The sequence below is a fragment of the Streptomyces resistomycificus genome, from assembly GCF_001514265.1.
GTDB lineage: Bacteria > Actinomycetota > Actinomycetes > Streptomycetales > Streptomycetaceae > Streptomyces > Streptomyces resistomycificus.
Genome location: NZ_KQ948989.1, coordinates 874,565 through 892,287, shown reverse-complemented (window position 1 = coordinate 892,287; position 17,723 = coordinate 874,565). Strand labels below are relative to the sequence as shown.

Here is a 17,723-nt window from a genome sequence, read left to right as displayed (position 1 = left end):
CGACGCCAAAGGAAGAACCGCCATGACACTGACACAGCACGTGCGCAACGGCTGGTACCTGGGAGCCTGGTCCGACGAGATCGGCCGAACCCTCAAGCAGCGCTGGATCACCGACATCCCGGTCTGCTTCTACCGGCTGCCCGACCAGACCGTCACGGCCGTCGAGGACCGCTGCCCCCACCGCAAGTACCCGCTGTCGCTGGGCCACCTCGACGACGACGGAACCCTCCAGTGCGACTACCACGGCTACCGCTTCGACGGCCAGGGCGTGTGCGTCGGGGTCGCCGAGCAGGCCGACAAGCCCAAGGCGGCACTGCGCCGGTTTCCCCTGGTCGAGCGGGACGGTGCCATATGGATCTGGCCCGGAGACCCCGAACTGGCCGACGAGAGCCTGCTGCCCGACACCTCGTGGCTGACCGACCCGAGCTGGACCCATGTGCACGGCGTCGTCCCGCTGAAGGCACGGCACATGCTGCTCCTGGAGAACCTGCTCGACCTCACCCACGAGACGTTCCTGCACCCGACCAGCATCGGCAACGCCGCCGTCGCCGCGACCCCGATCGACGTGACGGTGGACGGCGACCGGGTCGGCTTCAGCCGCCGCATGATCGGCATCGAGGCGCCGCCGTTCTACGAGAAGTCCTGCGGGCTGACCTCTCCGGTGGACCGCTGGCAGGACGGCGACTTCTACCCGCCGGGCATCTTCGTCCTCAACATCCGCGTCGCGGCCACCGGCACCGAGGAGCCGGACGGCTTCCACATGAAGGTGCTCTACGGGATGACGCCGGGGCGCGGCAACGAGACGCACGACTTCTACGCGCTCGGCCGCGACTACCTCATCGACGACGAGGAGCTCACGAGGTTCCAGCACGAGCAGCAACTGGCCGTGATGCAGGAGGACGTCGACGCCCTGGAGGCGCAGGAGATCATGTACGCCACCGATCCGGGCGGCACCGCCGAGTCCAGCATCAAGTCCGACCTCGCCGCACTCCGCGGACGCCGGGCGGTGGCGAAGATGCTCACCCGCGAGCAGCAGGCCGGCACCGCGCGTCCCCGGGCGTCCGCATGAGCGGCCGCCACGTCTTCGTACTGCTCCACGGAGCCTGGCACGGCGGCTGGGTGTGGCAGCGTGTCGCCCCGCTGCTGCGCGCGGCCGGACACGAGGTGCACACCCCCACGTTGACCGGGGTGAGCGACCGCGCCCATCTGCTGAGTCCGCGGATCGGACTCGGCACGCACGTCGAGGACGTGGTGGCGCTGATCGAGGCCCATGACGCCCGGGATGTCGTGCTCGTCGGCCACAGTTACGCGGGCCAGGTCGTCACCGGCGTCGCGGACCGGATCCCGGACCGGCTCGCGAAGCGGGTCCACCTCGACGCCTTCGTCGGCGACGACGGTGACGCGGCGATCGATCTGCTGCCCGACCGCATCGCCGGGCACTACCGGGAGTCCGTGGCCGGACCCGGGTTCGGCTGGCTCATCCCGGTGCGCTCGCTGAGCGTGCTCGGCGTCGAGGACCAGGCGGACCTCGACTGGCTCGGCCCGCGACTGACCCCGCACCCGTGGCTGACCTACACCGAGCCGCTGCGGCTGACCGGCAAGGCCGACCAGGTCCCCGGTGCCTTCGTCGAGTGCACCGACTGGATGCGGGTGTTCACCCCGCACGCCGAGCGCGCCGCCGCCCGCGGCTGGCCGGTCCACGAAATCGCCACCGGACACGAAGCGATGGTCACCGCCCCCGGCCGACTCGCCGAACTGTTGCTGGAGATCGCGGCAGCCTGACCCCGTGAAGGACATCCCCGTGGAATTCCTCGTACGCACCGAGAACACCCTGCCCCCGGACACCCCCGACGACGTACGCGAGGAGCTGCGCAAGGGCGAGCGGGAACGGGCCATGCAGCTCAGGGAGGCCGGCATCCTCAAGCGGCTGTGGCGGGTTCCTGGCCGCAACGCGACCATCGGCCTGTACGAGGCGGCCGACCCGGCACAGCTGCACGACGCGCTGGTCTCCCTGCCGATGTGGAAGTGGATGGACATCACCGTCGAGGCGCTCGCCACCCATCCGCAGGAGAAGGCACCATGACCGGCCCGGCGAACCGCAGCCCCCGGGTCGCCGTGGTCACGGGCGCCGCCGGCGGCCTGGGGCTCGCCATCGCCCGCAGACTGGCCGGGGACGGTTTCACGGTCGCCGCCCTCGACGTCGACGAACCCGACGACACCAGCTCGATCCCGGGCGGCCGGGCCTGGCGTTGCGACGTCGGGGACCCGGCCGCGACCCGCCAGGCCGTATCCGAGATCGCCGAGGCGTACGGCGGGGTCGACGTCCTCGTCAACAACGCCGGCCTGCTCTCCGACCGGGCGCCGCTGCTGGAGACGACCCCGGAGGAGATGCACCGCTTCTTCGCCGTCAACGCCGTCGGCCCGCTGCTCATGGTGCAGGCGTGCGTGCCCTGGCTGCGCGGCAGCCCGCACCGCGGGCGGGTGGTCAATGTCGCGTCCCGCACCTTCTTCACGGGGTCCCCGGGCCAGATCGCCTACGTCGCGAGCAAGGGCGCGCTCATCGGGATGACCCGGGTGATGGCACGCGAACTGGGCGAGCACCGGATCACGGTCAACGCGGTGGCGCCCGCGCAGGTGGCCACCCCGGGGACCCGGGCGCACTCCGGCGACGAGGTGTTCGCCGCGACCATGAGCCGGCAGGCGATCAAGGAGTTCGTCACCCCGGAGCAGTTCGCGGGGCTGGTCTCCTATCTCGCCTCACCGGGGGCGTCCATGGTCACCGGCCAGACGCTCGTCTGCGACGGCGGCGGGCTCCTGCACTGACCGTCATCAACACCGGAGAGGAGAAGAACGGCATGCCCAGCACCACACCCCGGGTCCCCGGCACCTACGTCTTCGACGCCGCGGAGAACCGCCGCGGCCGAGCGTTGAACCGGCTCTGCGGGTCACTCAAGGACGCCGGGAACCGGGAGAGGTTCAAAGCCGACGAAGCCGCGTACTGCGAGACGTACGGGCTCACGGCCGAGCAGCGGGACGCCGTTCTGCGGCGGGACTGGAACCGGATGATGGAGCTGGGCGGTTCCATCTTCTACGTCTTCAAGCTCGCCATGGTCGACCAGAAGTCCATGCAGTACCTCGGCGGGGTCTTCACCGGCATGACCACCGAGGAGTTCACGCAGGCGCTGAAGGCGGGAGGGCGGAACTTTGGCTGAGGTGATCTGGGGTCTGGCGACCTCGCACGTGCCGTCGATCGGTGCGGCCATGGACCACGGGAAGACACAAGACCCCTACTGGAAGCCGCTGTTCGACGGATACACACCGGCGCGGGAGTGGATGGCCCGCCACACCCCTGACGTCGCGGTCGTCATCTACAACGACCACGCCAACGCCGTCGACATGAGCGTCACCCCGGCCTTCGCGCTCGGGACGGCCGAGTCGTACCGGGTGGCCGACGAAGGATGGGGCAGCCGCCCGGTGCCCACGGTCACGGGCGCCCCCGAGCTCTCCGACCACCTCGTCAAGAGCCTGATCGACGCCTCCTTCGATCTGACCGTCTACCAGGAACTCGACGTCGACCACGGCCTGACCGTTCCGCTGTCGGTCTACTGCCCCGACCCCGGCGAACGCTGGCCCTGCGCGGTGGTCCCCCTCCTGGTCAACGTCATCCAGTACCCGCAGCCGACCGCCGCACGGTGCCTGGCCCTCGGCCGCGCGCTCGGCGAGGCCATCCGCTCCTTCCCCGAGGACCTCAAGGTCGCCGTCTTCGGCACCGGCGGCATGTCCCACCAGCTCGCCGGCGCTCGCGCGGGACTGATCAACCAGGACTTCGACCGGATGTTCCTCGACGCGATCGAGCACGACCCCGGGAAACTGGCCGCGCTGACGCGCGAGGAGTACATCCGCGAGGCCGGCTCCGAAGGCATCGAGCTCATCATGTGGCTGATCATGCGCGGCGCGCTGGGACCCCGGATCCGCCGGGTGTACGAGGCCTACCACGTTCCGGCGTCCAACACCGCGGCCGGGATGGTGCTGTTCGAGAACCTGAGCCGGTGATAGGCCGCCAGCCCGGCTGGGCCGGCGCCCGTGCCGCTCGGGTGATGTGGCACCCAGCCCCATGGTGCCCTCGTGTTGTATTTCTCTGAGTCGGTGTGGACCGCCGCAGGCGTGCCGGCCGGCGGGGCCGAGCCCGGACGTCCTCCCCGACCGGACGCATCAGCCGGGGCGGTGGCGGAGCCCGTCGAGCAGGAGGTCGAGCATGCGGCCCGCGCGGTCGCGCAGCCCTTTGTCGCTCGTGATCAGCAGGACACCCCCGAGACTGAACCCGACATCGAGCGGGTCCACGTCCGAGCGCAGAACTCCCACTTCGGCCCCGGCGTGCAGCAGCGTGCTGATGGCCGTGCTGATCCGGTCGAGACTCTCGGCGAACGGATCCTCGTCACCGGAGGCGATGACGGCCTTCAGTGCGTCCCCCATGCCCTGCTTGGTGGCCAGGTAGTCGATGAACAGGTCCATCCACCTCCGCATGGCCTGGTCCGGCGGGAGCTGTGTGAGCAGTTCCGTGACGCTGTCGCAGACCCGGGCGAGTTCGTTGCGGTAGGCGGCCTCGAGCAGTGCTTCGCGGGTGGGGAAGTGCCGGTAGAGCGTGCCGATTCCCACGCCGGCGTCCTTGGCGATGGCCTCGAGGGACGCGTCGGTGCCGGTCTCGGAGAACGCGCGCCCCGCGGCTTCGAGCAGGCGTTCCCGGTTGCGTCGCGCGTCAGCACGCAGTCCGCGTGTGGTGGCGGTCACAGCTTTCCTTCCTTCTGGACAATCGGAGGACCCTCCGCTTAGGGTCTGGGAGTAATCGGAGGCACCTCCGGTTTCGAGGGTAGCAAACAGGGAGCATTGCGAGAATGGCCACGAGGACAGGCATCACCAGTCCGTTCACCAGCCGGTCCACGGCTGCCGACGTCATCGCGGGCATCGATCTCACGGGCCGCCGCGCCGTCGTCACCGGGGCGGCGTCCGGCATCGGCGTGGAGACCGCCCGAGCGCTGGCCGACGCCGGCGCGGAGGTCACGCTGGCCGTGCGGGACACCGCCGCCGGCGATCGCACCGCGAAGGACATCCGGGCCACCACCGGCTCCGAAGGCGTACGGGTCGCCGCCCTGGACCTGACCGATCCGGCGTCCGTCCGCGCGTTCACCGCCGCCTGGCAGGGCCCGCTGCACATCCTCGTCAACAACGCCGGTGTCATGGCGGCCCCGGAGAGCCGCACACCCCAGGGCTGGGAGTTGCAGTTCGCCACCAACCACCTGGGACACTTCGCCCTGACCACCGGGCTGCACGAGGCCCTCACGGCGGCCGGCGGCGCCCGGGTGGTGTCGGTGAGTTCCAGCGGGCACCTGTTCTCACCCGTCGTCTTCGACGACCTCCACTTCACCGAGCGGCCCTACGATCCGTGGCTGGCGTACGGCCAGTCCAAGACCGCAAACGTGCTGTTCGCGGTCGAGGCCGGCCGGCGATGGGCCGCCGACGGGATCACAGCCAACGCGCTGATGCCCGGAGGCATCCAGACCAACCTGGGGCGCTACATGGACGACGCCCGGATGGGCCTGTTCATGACCCACCTGCAAGCCGTCCTCGGCGAAGGAACGCCCCTGCCCGAGATGTCCTTCAAATCGGTCGAACAGGGCGCCGCGACCTCCGTCCTGCTGGCCACCTCACCCTTGCTCGACGGCATCAGCGGCCGGTACTTCGAGGACTGCAACGAGGCACCACTGCACCAGCCGGGCACCAACACCGGGGTCGCGCCGCACGCCCTGGATCCGGAGGCGGCCGAGCGACTCTGGCAGGTCTCCGAGCAACTCCTGGGCTGACCCCATCCCGCTCTCCGCCCACCGCTGAGCCCGCGCACGCCCGTAGCGACCCCTCACGTCCCAGGGCGACCCGCGACCACATACTTGAAACTTCAGTTGAATTACGAAAACATATGGGAGGCATCATGGCAGGCAGCATCCGCAGGCACTGGAAGCGCTGGCTCATCGCCGGTGTGGCCACCGTCGCCGTGCTGTGCACGGCGGGCCCCTACGTCTACATCAACTACGTCGAGGACAAGCCACCGGCGGCCCTCTCGCTCGACGACCCGCCAGGCTCGGACTCCTCCGCCAGTTCCTCGGGTTCCGGGGACGTCGAGGGTGCCTGGCGGGTGGGCAGCGGTTCGCAGGCCGGTTACCGGGTCGACGAGGTCCTCTTCGGCCAGAACGTCACGGCGGTGGGGCGCACCGAGAAGGTCACCGGAGAGCTGGAGATCGAAGGCAACCGGGCTGTCAACGGATCCTTCACCGTCGACCTCGCCTCGGTGAAGAGCGACTCCGACCAGCGCGACGGCCAGTTCCGCGGCCGGGTCATGAACACCGAGCGGTACCCGGAGGCCACCTTCGAGCTCACCGAGCCCGTCGACTTCGGCTCTGCTCCGGCGGTGGGCGAGCAGGTCAGCGCCAAGGCATCAGGTGAGCTGACCGTCCACGGAGAGACCAACTCGGTCTCCTTCGAGCTCGACGCCCAGCGCACCGCCGACGGCTTCCGGGTCAACGGCTCCATCCCGGTCACCTTCGCCGACTACGGCATCGAGGCACCCAACTTCGGCGGGATCGCGGTGGAGGACGAGGGAAACATCGAGTTCCTCCTCGCCTTCGACCGCGCCTGAGCCCACACGGGCACCCTCGCCCTTTACTCCCGATCCCCCACCAGACACCCGCGGACGCGTCCACCGCCGTCCGCACAGCATCGGAGAACCCCCATGTCGAACAGCGCCAGCCGGCTGCCCCGTAAGGCCATAGCCACCCTCCTGGCCGCGGCGACCGTAGGAGCCGTGGCCGGCTTCGCGCCCGCCGCCACGGCCACCGCCTCCGCGCCGTCCCACAGCGGCCTGGGCCTCGGCCTCGACGCCCCGTACACGAGCCCCGCCACGCAGGAGCGCAACAAGCGCGTCGCCGTCCACGTCCTCACCCAGCTCTTCGAGGAGGGCAACCTCAAGGTCGCCGACCGGTACATCCGCGAGGACTACGTCCAGCACAACCCCGCCGCGCCCAACGGCCGGGAAGCGATCAAGAACTTCATCCGCGACTGGACCGCGCGCTTCCCGGACCACCAGTACAACGTGAAGCGGGTCCTCGCCCAGGGCAACCTGGTCCTGGTGCACTCCAACCCCGTCTACGAGCCCGGCACCCGTGGCACGGCCGTGGTCGACATCTTCCGCTTCGACCCCAGGAGCGGCATGATCGCCGAGCACTGGGACACGGTCCAGGACGTGCCGGCGACCAGCGTCAACGGCAACGACATGTTCGGTACGGTCAGCAATCCGCACACGAACCAGCCCAGCGGCCCGCGCTGGAGCACAGCGCTCAGCGAGAAGATCGCCACCAGTTACTTCGACACCCTCCTCGTCGACAAGAACCCCGAGGCCGTCAAGTACCTCGCGCCTGAGTACTACCAGCACAACCCGACCATCCCCAGCGGCTCGGCCGGTCTGCGTGAGCAGTTCACCGATTTCTTCCGCCAGTTCCCGAACCTGATCGTGGAGCGCAAGCGCGTCATCGCCGACAAGGACTACGTCGCCATCCACGCCCACTACCGCCTCAGCCCCGAGGACCGCGGTCAGTCGGTCGTGGACATCTTCCGGGTCACGAAGCAGAAGAACGGCAAGCTCAAGATCATCGAGCACTGGGACGCCGTACAGGACGTCCCGGCCACCTCCGCCAACGACAACACGATGTTCTGACCTCTCCGGGTCCCCCGCGACCCCTCGGCCCGTCACCGGTCGGTGACGGGCCACGTGCTTCCGACCGCGGACATCGGTCCGACGGCACGCACTTGTGCACCCGCGGCAAGGTCGCCGGCACCCGCTGGCCCGACAGCTCAGCCTGGTCTTCGACGGCGCCAGCGCCCGCGCGGGGATCGGAGCCGACGATCCGACAGGGCTCGTCACGCCCACCGCGACCACCCCCTCGACGCGGCAGGCATGCACTGACGCATCCCCTTTCGAGCAGGCGCCGCGACCGCGCCCTCCCCAGGCCGATGGCTCCCGCCCTCGATTCCCCGCAACCACGCGGAGCCCAGCGGCCGTAAGGGTGTTGACGGGCGTGCCGTGTAGCCCTCGAGTGCGGAATCGGCGACCGCTGCACGGATGACACTCTCGCGCCTCTCCTGTGCGCCGACCCTGTTGCTGCGGATGGCAACCTCAGCCTTGCACTCGGAAACCGATCGGTTTACGATGATGGAAACCGGTCGGTTTCTCAATGAATCCAAGGGCTGGTCAGTGGTCACGCCCCCTTCGGGCGGGCCCGATCCGAATCACCCGTCCGCAGCAGTTCACACACAGGGAAGTCAGCGAGATGCCCAGCCCAGAGCCACGTCCCACGATTCACATCCCGGGAACCACCAGAGCCACACCATCGCCCCGCGCGCAGGACACCGCAGCGACGAGGGGACCCTGCGCTACCTCAGAGCGGGCACCGGCGCTCCCGTGGTCCTGCTGCACACCGTGCGCACCCAGGCCGAGCACTTCCGCTCCCTCATCCCCCTGATCTCGGACCAGTACACCGTGTACGCCCTCGACCTGCCGGGGATGGGCTACTCCGAGATCGTGCCCGGGGCGTCGTACGACGAGCCGGCCATGCGCGCGGGCGTCAAGCGACTCCTCACCGAACTCGACCTCCACGACGTGACCCTGGTCGGGGAGTCCATGGGAGCGGTGCTCGCCCTGACCACCGCGGCCGACCTGCCCGAGCGGGTCCGGCGCGTCGTCGCGGTGAACACGTACGACTTCCCCGGCGGGATCGCCCGGTCCAGTCTTCTCGCCCGTGTGGTGGTCGGCGGTGTCCTCACTCCGGGGGTGGGCCCGGTGGTCGCCGGGGTGGAGCCCAAGGCCGCCCTCCGCAGGATCCTGCAGGGCGGGCTGGTCGACAAGAGCGCGCTGCCGGAGGACTACGTGAACGAGCTCCTCCAGGTGGGCAGCCGCCCCGGCTACCCGACCGTCGCCCGGGCCGTGTACCAGGCCCTGCCCAGTCTCATCGCCGCCCGCTCCCGCTACCCCGAGGTCAAGGCACCCGTCCACCTCGTCTACGGGGAGAAGGACTGGTCGCGGCCGTCGGACCGGCAAGCCGACAAGGAGCTGCTGCCGGCCGCCGATTTCACGCAGGTGCCGGGCGCAGGCCACTTCATCGCCTTGGAACGGCCCGACCTGCTGGCCGACCTGCTGAACGCGGAGGCGTGACCGCACCCGAGAGCGCCGTAGCCACCCCCGTTCGGGTGTAGTGCGGGACGGGGACCAGGTTCGACCATGTGCCTGACAGCGTCGTGGCATGCAAACGAGCAGCGCGTGGCAGAGATTCAGATCGAGTTCGATGTTCCGCCGGAGAAGGCCCGGCGGGTCATGCCCGAGGACCGCTATACCCCGGGGCGATCCCCTAGAGCCGTTAAGCCCGTTTCCCACCGTTCTGCTCCCGGACGGTGTCGAACAGGGAGGTCAGAGCGGGGCTTCCCGCGAGACCGTCCAGCAGGACGTGAAGCGACTGTCGTTCCGTGGTGCCCAGGTCTGCGAGGATTTCGCCGTCGAGATCGACGAGTGTGCGGTTGAGGCGGGCCAGGACCTTGCGCCCTTCGGCGGTGATGTCCACGGCGTAGCGGCGACGATCCTGCGGATCTCGTGTCCGCTCCGCGTATCCGGCGCGCTCCAGGTCGTCGAGACTCGTCACCATCGTCGCGGGGTCGATGCGCAGGAACGAGCCAAGTGCCAGTTGCGGCATGGCACCGTTGTCCGCCAAAGCCTGCAGGACGCTGTAATGCCGCACTCGCAGGCCGGTCCCGCCGATGCCGTCCTCGGCGATCCTGAACGCCACCTGTCCGAGTTTGACCAGCAGGCAGATGGTGTGTTCGGCCACTGTCCCCGGTACCAGCGGAGCCTCGGACATCGTTTAACCCGCCCATGGTTAGTCGTACGTATGGTCCTGTCCATCGTACGAGAAAGCCCGAGGCGCCAGGACCGCCGCAGGCCGGCGGGACTCCCCACCCTCCGCCGACTTACGGCCGGTGTGTCCTGAGTCGTCAGCCGACGATGGCCCGACCGAAGATCTGCCGGGCTATGACCCACTTCTGGATCTCGTTGGTGCCCTCATAGATCTCGCCGATCTTGCTGTCCCGGTAGATCGCCTCGACGGGGCCGGGGCTGCCGTCGGCACCCAGTTCGCGCGCGAAGCCGAGGCCTCCGAAGGCCTGGACGGCGTCGCGCGCCATGTCCACCGACAGCTTGGTGGCGTAGTACTTCGCCATCGCGGCCTCGGGCTCCGGGGACGGGTTGCCCGCGTCCAGGCGCAGGGCGGCCTTGGTGTAGAGGGTGCGGGCGTTCTCGATCTCGGTGGCCCGTTCGGCGAGCAGGAACTGCCAGTGCTGGTTGGCGGCCACCGGCTTGCCGAAGGCGTGTCGCGTCGACAGGTGGGCCACCGTGTGGTCGAAGGCGGCCTGCGCCATGCCGACCCCGGCAGCCGCGATGCCGATCCGGCCATAGGTCAGGGTGGACAGCGCATGGCGCAGTCCGTGTCCCTCGGCGCCGCCGAGAAGGTCGTCGTCGGTCAGGTGCACATCCGTGAAGCGGATGTCCGCGGTGAGCTGGCCGCGGTTGCCCATCTTGCGGTCGGGAAGGCCGACTTCCACTCCGGGAAGTGCCGTGTCGACGATGAACATGCTCAGCCGGGTGCCGGTGCGGGCGAGAACCACCACGAACCCGGCGACGGGCGAGTTGGAGATCCACCGCTTGTGGCCGTTCAGCACCCAGCCGGCCTCGGTGCGAATCGCCTCGGCCTGAACCGCCTGCGGGGACAGGTCACTTGAGGCGTTCGGCTCGGTGGTGGCGAACGCGCCGACCACTGAGCCCTCCGCGACCTTTCGCAGCCATCGCTGCTGCTGCTCCTCGGTGCCCTGCCGCAGGGCGTTGCCCGCCAGGATGCAGTGCACATCGAAGACGGCCGCGACGCTGCTGGAGTAGTAGGCCAGTTCCTCGACGGCCGCGGCGGTGGCGGTCGCCGGGTGGGTCAGACCGTCGCCGCCGACCTCGCCGGGGAAGGGGATCCGGAAGACCCCCGCCGACGCAAGCCCGTCAAACACATGCCGGGGGAAGCCGTCCGTGCGCTCGTCGCCCCCCGCGATCGCCACGGCGTGCGGAGCCACTTCGTGCTCTGCGATCCGGCGCACGGCAGCGCGAACGGACTGAGTCTCTTTGGGGGCGAGGAGCTCGTGGTAGAGCCGGTCGATCTGGCGTGTGGGAGTGGAAGTCATACGGGGAAGATACCATTAGCATCACGTATCATTAGCTCAGCAATCAATTTCGGAGGTTCGACCATGACACAGACGCTGGCCGACAAGACCATCCTGATGTCGGGAGGCAGCCGCGGCATCGGACTCGCCATCGCCCTGCGCGCGGCCCGCGACGGGGCGAACGTGGTGATGCTCGCCAAGACCGCGGTGCCGCACCCGAAGCTGGAAGGCACGGTGCACACCGCTGTCGATGAGGTTGAGCGGGCGGGCGGCAAGGGGCTGGCCGTCGTCGGTGACGTCCGAAACGAGGTCGATGTGCGCACCGCTGTCAACGCGGCGGTCAGTGCCTTCGGTGGCATCGACATCGTGGTGAACAACGCCAGCGCGATCGACCTGTCGTCGTCGGAGCAGCTGGAGATGAAGCGGTACGACCTGATGCAGGACATCAACACGCGTGGCACGTTCCTGCTGAGCAAGGCCGCTATCCCGCACCTGCGCGAGGCGGAGAATCCGCATGTCCTCACGCTCTCCCCGCCGTTGAACCTCGCGCCGCACTGGGTGGGGAAGCATCTCGGTTACACGCTGTCGAAGTACGGCATGAGTCTGTGCACCATCGGGCTCGCGGAGGAGCTCGCCGCCGACGGTATCGCCGCCAACTCGTTGTGGCCGCGAACCCTGATCGACACGGCTGCTGTACGCAATGTGGTCGGTGGCGCCGGGCAGGCCCGCAGCCCACAGATCATGGCCGACGCCGCGTACGCCGTCGTCACACGTGACGCGCGGAAGTGCACCGGCAACCTGTTCATCGACGACGAGGTCCTGTCGGACGAGGGCGTCACCGACCTGTCCGTCTACAGCCCTGCCGGCTTCGAGGGTGATCTCGCGCTCGACATATTCGTCGATCCGGCCTGATTCCGCACTGCTCAGCACATTCACGCGAGGGTGTTCTCGATGCCCTTCTCGAGGACCTCAACGGCGAGCTTCGAGTCGAAGGCGGCGCGGGACAGTTGCAGCGACCCAAGCGCCTGCTTGGTCGCGTCCGCGCAGCGGTCGATGTCGTCGAGCAGGGCGGCCGAGGTGCGTCAGAGGATCCTGTGGCATCAAAGGACGACCTCGTCGTCTACGTCGTCGCACGCACACCTTCTTGCGGCGGACCGTCGACGATCCCCTGCATCGAGAGCTGATGGCCCCGGCGCCCTTGGTGCTGGTGGAGCAGTGCCGGCTCATCAACGACACGGTGGCCCAGCCGCCGATCGAACGGCTCCTGACTGTCCTGGCCGAACGCGGTGACGTGCCGCTACCGTGCCGCCTCGTCCTCGATGTCACGGACCAGGTCGATGGCCCGGCCGAGAGTGGTGAGCCGAGCGTCGAGGGTCTCTCCGGCCGGATAAAAACGTACGGTGTCCACACCGGCGTCGCGCCACACACGCAGCCGCTGGCGCACCATGGCCTCGGTTCCGATCAGAGTGGTCGCCAGGACCATTTCGTCGGTGACCAAGCCGGCCGCGCCGTCCCGGTCCCCAGCCTGCCATCGCGTCCGGACTTCGGCCGCCACCTCGGCCCAACCCTGGCGGCTGTAGGCGTTGTTGTAGAAGTTCGTGGACGCGGAACCCATGCCGCCGAGGCTGAAGGCCAGTTCCTTCTTGCGTCCGGCCACCATCGCGCTCAGCGCGTCCTCGTCGTCCGCGAAGGCGACCTCGGCACCTTGGCAGATGTCGAGGTCGGCACGGGCGCGACCGGCGGCGGCCAGGCCCTGGTCCAGGTGGTCGAAGTACGCCTCCTTGGCGCCCTCGGGCACGAAACTGGTGCCCAGCCACCCATCGGCGATCTCACCGGTCAGGTGCAGCATCTTCGGCGAGAGGGTGGCGAGGTAGACCGGAATGTCATGCTCGGCACGCATCGACAGACGCATGGGCTTCGCCTCCGCGCCCGGCAGTGGAATCCGGAACTCCTGTCCTGAGTAGGAGACTTTGCCGCCCGCGGCGGCCTCCCGCACGATCTCGACGGTCTCCCGCATCCGCACCAGCGGCCGGGCGAAGGGCACGCCGTGCAGCCCCTCGATCACCTGCGGCCCGGAGGGGCCCAGTCCGAGAAGGAAGCGCCCCTGGGAGATCTGCGACAGTGTGATCGCGGCGCGGGCGATGGCCATCGGCGTGCGGGTGCCGAGTTGGATGATTCCGGATCCGAGGAGCATGCGCTCGGTCTTCGCCGCGAGGTAGCCCAACGGCGAGGGAGCCTCGGAGCCCCACGCCTCCGCCACCCAGCAGATGTCGAGACCGAGCTTCTCCGCCTCGGTGACATAGGCGACGATCTCCCGCCAGTCGCTCCCGGAAGCTTCGATCGTGGTGGAGGTACGCATCAGAGCCTCGCCTCGCCCGCGGGCCGGGCCCTCTCGGCCAGCTTCTTGATCTCTTCGAGGGTGATGGTCATGTTGGCCTCGAACTCCCGCATGCGCACGAAGACGATCTTCTGCTCCTTCTCCGGCATGCGATCGATGGCGAAGGAGAGGCCCGAAGGGGCCGGCCCCATCTGCATCCATTCGCTCAGCAGAGTGCCACCGCCCTGCGGCTCCAACGTGAACCGCCAGATCGCCGTTGGGTTCTGCGGGTTCTCGACGCCCCAGGCAAGCAGCCTCGGCGGCTCGTACTCGACGATGTGGGATGTGGTGGTCCACTCCCCGAGTGCCTCGTGCTTGCTCCGGCCGATGAACCTGGCTCCCAGAGCAGGGGCGGTCCTGCCGTCCAGCCATTCGACGTGCTGCAGTTCGGAGCTCATACGCGGCATCAGCTCGATGTCGGACACGAGCGTCCACACCTGTTCGGGCGGAGCAGCGATCCAGGTGCGGACCTCCACCGTCGGCTTGTCCGCATAGCGCGCGCCTGTCCACTCCATGTTCCTGCAGCCTCCATGCCGATCCGAGAACTTCCACGACCAGACGTGACCAGTAAAGTTGCGTAGATAGACTCGCATGTCAAGGGAAACCGCAGCCCCGGCAGAGCCGCTGAGTCAGCCGGCGAAACGCTCCCGCACATCCGGCCGTTCGGCCAGATGTGGCGGATAGCCGGGGCCCATCCGAGGACTGGTGTTCTCCGCGGTCATCTGCTCGCCGCAGGAAGAACACACCACCTCGGCATGGGCTTCCTGTCCGCAGACCTCGTGATGCATGACTACCGGAGGGCCCTCTTCACCGGACAGCCAGCGGTCCCCCCACCGGTTCATCACCAGCAGCACACCGTAGAAGTCGCGCCCCTTCTCCGTGAGCACGTAGTCGTACCGAACCGGCTCCGTCTGGTACGGCCGTTTCTCCAGCAGCCCCTCGTCCACCAGCCGGCGCAACCGGTCCGTCAATGTGTTGCGCGCGATCCCCAGTGACACCTGGAACGCGTCGAACCGCCGGATCCCGTAGAACGCCTCACGCAGCACCAACGGCGTCCACCAGTCCCCGAGCAAGTCCATGGTGCGCGCGATCGAACAGGGCCAGTGCGCAAAGGATGTCCGCCTCATGACCGTCAGCATAGGTTCGTGCAGTCGTGAGACCCAGCAGGTGGAGCGGCGACAGTTCATCCACGCGACATCTTGCGCTCAATAAATAACGAAGTTATGTTGCGGCCATGAAACGTGACTTGCTGGGCAGAAAGCTGGTTGTCACCGGAGCGGCGCGCGGCATCGGCGAGAAGGTGGCCCGTCTGGCCATCGCCCGAGGCGCTCAGGTGACCCTGATCGGACTGGAGCCCGATCGGCTCCGTGACCTCGCCCGCGATCTGGGCCCCGCCGCTTCCTGGCGTGAGGCCGATGTGCGCGACGGCACCGTCCTGCGGTCAGCGATCGACGAGGCCGCGCAGGTCATGGGCGGCATCGATCTCGTCGTCGCCAATGCCGGCGTCGTGGCGTACGGGACCGTGCGACAGACGGACGAGGCGTCGTTCGAGCGGGTCCTGGACATCAATCTGAACGGTGTCTTCCGGACCCTCAAGTACGTGACGCCCCATCTGGAGCGCAGCCGGGGGCACGTGCTGGTTGTGGCGTCCGCGCTGTCCTTCATGCCGCTGGCGGCGATGGCCTCCTACGGCGCCAGCAAGGCCGCGGCCGAGCTGCTCGCCCTGACCTACCGCCAGGAGGTGGCGCACCTCGGCGTCACGGTCGGCCTGGTGCACCCCTCCTGGATCGACACGGATCTCGTCCGAGGCGCCGAGGTGGACCTCCCCTCGTTCCGGGGCCTGCGCAACCGGCTCCCCTACCCGGGCAATGTCACCACGAGCGCCGACCGGGCGGCTGCCGCGATCGTCGACGGGCTCGTGCGCCGGCGCAGCCGCGTGTACGTCCCGCGCGCGGTCGTCGTGGCCAACTGGGCCAAGGCAGCGCTGAATTCGCCACTGGCCTGGCCATGGGCGAGGCGCTTCGCGGCCCGTGCCGTTCCGTCCCTCGAACGGGAGGTCGCGGCGCTGGGGAGGCATGACCAGCTCACGCCGGGCACCGGTACCTCTGCCGCGGAGACCAAGTCGCCCTAGCCGCACACGGGTACTCCCGCGCGGGACAGCGACCCGCCCTACCGACTTTCACCGACCTTGAACGATCGAGTCGTAAAGGCGCGCGCCCGCCTCGTGCGAGGCTTCGGCCCGTTCCCGCTCGTCGCCCAGACCGACAGAGAAGTTCACGCCCATCGGCAGCAGCACCTGCTCCACGGGGTCCTCGAACTCGCCGAAGTGCTCGGCCAGTTCAAGGGTGATGTACCCGTGGACCAGACTCCACAACTGGGCGGCGATGACTTCAGGTTCCTGCCGCTCGGCCCTGCCCGAGTCCACGAGCCGTCGACATGCCGCGGTGATATGGACGTGGGCGTCCCGGAAGGCCGGCGAATGTCCGCTCAAGCGAAGGTCCGCGTCCGACAGCGGCCGGTACGTCGCACGAGTGGACAGGCCGAACATCAGGTCGTACAGGTGAGGGTTCTCGTGGGCCACTCGGCGGCAGGTCAAAGCCATGGCGAAGAGATCCGCGATCGGATCATCCGTCACCGGCACCTGGGCGAACGCCGCGCCGAGCTCCCTGAAGCCGTGGTCGGCGACGGCGCGCATCAGTTCGGGGATCCCACCGAAGTGGCCGTAGACGACCATCGTCGACAGCCCGCTCGCGGATGCCACCGTACGCGCCTTGATGGCCGACGGCCCCTGTTCGGCCAGCAGGCCGACAGCGGCTCGCACAAGCCGCTCCGGTGCGTCATCGAGCCTCGGCCGCCCTGCCATGCCTCTCGCGCCTCCACCATTGACACTCTTGAAATAACTTGGTTATCTAACTCGACACGGCAATAGTACACATCTCGAGTGACGTGCCGTTTCGGACACGGGCGCGCCTCCCCGGACGGGCTTTCACGCACTGTCCCAGATTCCTGGCGCCGGTAGCCCCTCCCTCACTCGCCTTGCACTCCCCCATGAACTCAGCACGGGAGCAGAATCCATGCCATACAAAGACAAGGGTCATCTGGAGATCGAGGACCGCGGAGCCGTCCTTGTCGTCCGGGTCGACGGCGGCCCGCACCAGTTGTTCGGCCTCGATATCGCCCATCAGCTGGACAAGCTGGTGAACCGGGTCGACCGCGATCCGAGCATCCGTGCCGTCGTCTTCACCGGGGCACATCCCGAGCGGTTCGTCAGCCATGCCGCGGTCCGGTGGCTGCAGGAAGAGGGCGCCGCGAGCCCGACGGTCGGCCGACGCGGTGCCGCCGCCGTCGTACGCATGGCCAAGCACGTGGACCGGTCCCGTCTCCTCGGGCCCGTGATGCGCAGGACCCCGATGCGCGGGGCCCTCCAGCTGGAGCGTCTGCACACGACCTTCCTCCGGATGAACGCCAGCGGTGTCCTCTTCGTCGCCGCCCTCAACGGTTCGGCTCTCGGCCTCGGCGCCGAGTTCGCCTGGGCCTGCGATCTGCGGGTCATGGCCGACGGGGACTTCTTCATCGGCCAGCCCGAAATCCTCCTCGGCATCATCCCGGGCGGAGGCGGCACCCAGCGGCTGACCCGCCTGATCGGCACCCACCGGTCCCTGGCCGCGATCCTCGAAGGCAAGCCGTTCACGCCCGCGGAGGCGCTCGCCAACGGGGCGGTCGACAAGGTCGTACCCCAGGACAAGGTCGTCGCGCAGGCGGTCGAACTCGCGGAGCACTTCGGCCGACGGTCGAAGGGGTCGGTCGCGGCCGCCAAGAGGTCGGTGTACTTCGGCGGCTCGATGTCCCTGGAGGACGGACTCCACGTCGAACGCGCCGAGTTCTTCACCAGAGTCATGTCGAAGGACGGCCAGGAACTGATGCTCGACTACATGAAGACGACGGACGCCACCGGCGAGCTCCCGCTCTACGACCCGGACACCTACGCCCAGGCGCTCGCCTCGGGCAGCGTGCCGGGGCACCGCTCGACGAAGACGACGCGGCGGTGAGCAGA

The 17,723-nt window shown here is 68.7% G+C and carries 19 protein-coding genes and 2 pseudogenes; 14 read left to right on the top strand and 7 right to left on the bottom strand.

The features are described from left to right. Positions 1 to 22 precede the first annotated feature (22 nt). The 6 genes from AQJ84_RS08960 to AQJ84_RS08935 are packed head-to-tail and all read left to right on the top strand — an operon-like array spanning position 23 to position 4,053. Entirely contained in the window at positions 23 to 1,069 is a 1,047-nt protein-coding gene (locus AQJ84_RS08960; RefSeq protein WP_030039801.1) for an aromatic ring-hydroxylating dioxygenase subunit alpha, read from the top strand. After that, entirely contained in the window at positions 1,066 to 1,782 is a 717-nt protein-coding gene (locus AQJ84_RS08955) for an alpha/beta hydrolase (protein WP_030039802.1), read from the top strand. The genes AQJ84_RS08960 and AQJ84_RS08955 overlap by 4 nt, the downstream gene beginning before the upstream one ends. A gap of 4 nt (positions 1,783 to 1,786) precedes the next feature. Continuing rightward, complete coding sequence (locus AQJ84_RS08950) at positions 1,787 to 2,083, top strand: muconolactone Delta-isomerase family protein (RefSeq protein ID WP_225877192.1); 297 nt, start codon at positions 1,787 to 1,789, stop codon at positions 2,081 to 2,083. Continuing rightward, a complete protein-coding gene (locus AQJ84_RS08945; RefSeq protein WP_030039803.1) occupies positions 2,080 to 2,823 on the top strand; it encodes an SDR family NAD(P)-dependent oxidoreductase in 744 nt (247 codons plus the stop codon). Before AQJ84_RS08950 ends, AQJ84_RS08945 begins: the two co-directional genes overlap by 4 nt. 32 nt (positions 2,824 to 2,855) lie before the next feature. Beyond that, positions 2,856 to 3,212, top strand: a complete 357-nt coding sequence (gene ligA / locus AQJ84_RS08940) for a protocatechuate 4,5-dioxygenase subunit alpha (protein WP_030039804.1) — start codon at positions 2,856 to 2,858, stop codon at positions 3,210 to 3,212. Position 3,213: 1 nt separating this feature from the next. Next, entirely contained in the window at positions 3,214 to 4,053 is an 840-nt protein-coding gene (locus AQJ84_RS08935) for a class III extradiol dioxygenase subunit beta (RefSeq protein WP_198536251.1), read from the top strand. Positions 4,054 to 4,212: 159 nt separating this feature from the next. Here AQJ84_RS08935 and AQJ84_RS08930 read toward each other — a convergent pair whose 3' ends face one another. Then, complete coding sequence (locus AQJ84_RS08930) at positions 4,213 to 4,788, bottom strand: TetR/AcrR family transcriptional regulator (RefSeq protein WP_030039805.1); 576 nt, start codon at positions 4,786 to 4,788, stop codon at positions 4,213 to 4,215. Positions 4,789 to 4,892: 104 nt separating this feature from the next. On the opposite strand from AQJ84_RS08930, the gene AQJ84_RS08925 reads away from it, so the two are divergent. The 5 genes and pseudogenes from AQJ84_RS08925 to AQJ84_RS08910 all read left to right on the top strand — a co-directional run bounded on the left by AQJ84_RS08925 (position 4,893) and on the right by AQJ84_RS08910 (position 9,256). Next, entirely contained in the window at positions 4,893 to 5,858 is a 966-nt protein-coding gene (locus AQJ84_RS08925; protein ID WP_030039806.1) for an SDR family NAD(P)-dependent oxidoreductase, read from the top strand. Positions 5,859 to 5,983: 125 nt separating this feature from the next. After that, on the top strand, positions 5,984 to 6,688 hold the full coding sequence (locus AQJ84_RS08920) for a YceI family protein (protein WP_030039807.1): 705 nt from the start codon (positions 5,984 to 5,986) through the stop codon (positions 6,686 to 6,688). Positions 6,689 to 6,781: 93 nt separating this feature from the next. Further along, positions 6,782 to 7,762 carry a nuclear transport factor 2 family protein gene (locus AQJ84_RS08915; protein ID WP_053190125.1) on the top strand — a complete coding sequence of 327 codons (981 nt, stop codon included), beginning with the start codon at positions 6,782 to 6,784 and terminating at the stop codon, positions 7,760 to 7,762. A gap of 124 nt (positions 7,763 to 7,886) precedes the next feature. Continuing rightward, positions 7,887 to 8,011: pseudogene (locus AQJ84_RS44010) on the top strand (TetR/AcrR family transcriptional regulator); the annotation flags it as partial. Between the two features lie 364 nt (positions 8,012 to 8,375). Continuing rightward, positions 8,376 to 9,256, top strand: a pseudogene (locus AQJ84_RS08910) (alpha/beta fold hydrolase). Between the two features lie 202 nt (positions 9,257 to 9,458). Here the strand turns inward: AQJ84_RS08910 and AQJ84_RS08905 are convergent. Further along, positions 9,459 to 9,953, bottom strand: coding sequence for a MarR family winged helix-turn-helix transcriptional regulator (locus AQJ84_RS08905; protein ID WP_051869782.1), 495 nt, complete (start codon positions 9,951 to 9,953; stop codon positions 9,459 to 9,461). Positions 9,954 to 10,086: 133 nt separating this feature from the next. Further along, positions 10,087 to 11,313 carry an acyl-CoA dehydrogenase family protein gene (locus tag AQJ84_RS08900; RefSeq protein ID WP_030039810.1) on the bottom strand — a complete coding sequence of 409 codons (1,227 nt, stop codon included), beginning with the start codon at positions 11,311 to 11,313 and terminating at the stop codon, positions 10,087 to 10,089. Between the two features lie 63 nt (positions 11,314 to 11,376). Here AQJ84_RS08900 and AQJ84_RS08895 point away from each other — a divergent pair, with 63 nt between their 5' ends. Further along, on the top strand, positions 11,377 to 12,204 hold the full coding sequence (locus AQJ84_RS08895; protein ID WP_030039811.1) for an SDR family oxidoreductase: 828 nt from the start codon (positions 11,377 to 11,379) through the stop codon (positions 12,202 to 12,204). A 385-nt stretch (positions 12,205 to 12,589) separates the two neighbouring features. Here the strand turns inward: AQJ84_RS08895 and AQJ84_RS08890 are convergent, their stop codons facing one another. The 3 genes from AQJ84_RS08890 to AQJ84_RS08880 form a co-directional block, all read right to left on the bottom strand. Next, positions 12,590 to 13,651, bottom strand: coding sequence for an LLM class flavin-dependent oxidoreductase (locus tag AQJ84_RS08890; protein ID WP_030039812.1), 1,062 nt, complete (start codon positions 13,649 to 13,651; stop codon positions 12,590 to 12,592). Further along, positions 13,651 to 14,184: an SRPBCC family protein gene (locus AQJ84_RS08885; RefSeq protein ID WP_030039813.1), complete on the bottom strand. Its 534-nt coding sequence runs from the start codon at positions 14,182 to 14,184 to the stop codon at positions 13,651 to 13,653. Before AQJ84_RS08885 ends, AQJ84_RS08890 begins: the two co-directional genes overlap by 1 nt. Before the next feature lie 114 nt (positions 14,185 to 14,298). Then, positions 14,299 to 14,796 carry a winged helix-turn-helix transcriptional regulator gene (locus AQJ84_RS08880; RefSeq protein WP_030039814.1) on the bottom strand — a complete coding sequence of 166 codons (498 nt, stop codon included), beginning with the start codon at positions 14,794 to 14,796 and terminating at the stop codon, positions 14,299 to 14,301. Between the two features lie 107 nt (positions 14,797 to 14,903). Here AQJ84_RS08880 and AQJ84_RS08875 point away from each other — a divergent pair, with 107 nt between their 5' ends. Beyond that, on the top strand, positions 14,904 to 15,800 hold the full coding sequence (locus AQJ84_RS08875; protein ID WP_030039815.1) for an SDR family oxidoreductase: 897 nt from the start codon (positions 14,904 to 14,906) through the stop codon (positions 15,798 to 15,800). A 48-nt stretch (positions 15,801 to 15,848) separates the two neighbouring features. Here AQJ84_RS08875 and AQJ84_RS08870 read toward each other — a convergent pair whose 3' ends face one another. After that, positions 15,849 to 16,490, bottom strand: a complete 642-nt coding sequence (locus tag AQJ84_RS08870; RefSeq protein ID WP_225889077.1) for a TetR/AcrR family transcriptional regulator — start codon at positions 16,488 to 16,490, stop codon at positions 15,849 to 15,851. Between the two features lie 253 nt (positions 16,491 to 16,743). On the opposite strand from AQJ84_RS08870, the gene AQJ84_RS44005 reads away from it, so the two are divergent. Then, positions 16,744 to 17,718: an enoyl-CoA hydratase/isomerase family protein gene (locus AQJ84_RS44005; protein ID WP_037802689.1), complete on the top strand. Its 975-nt coding sequence runs from the start codon at positions 16,744 to 16,746 to the stop codon at positions 17,716 to 17,718. Positions 17,719 to 17,723: the final 5 nt, after the last annotated feature.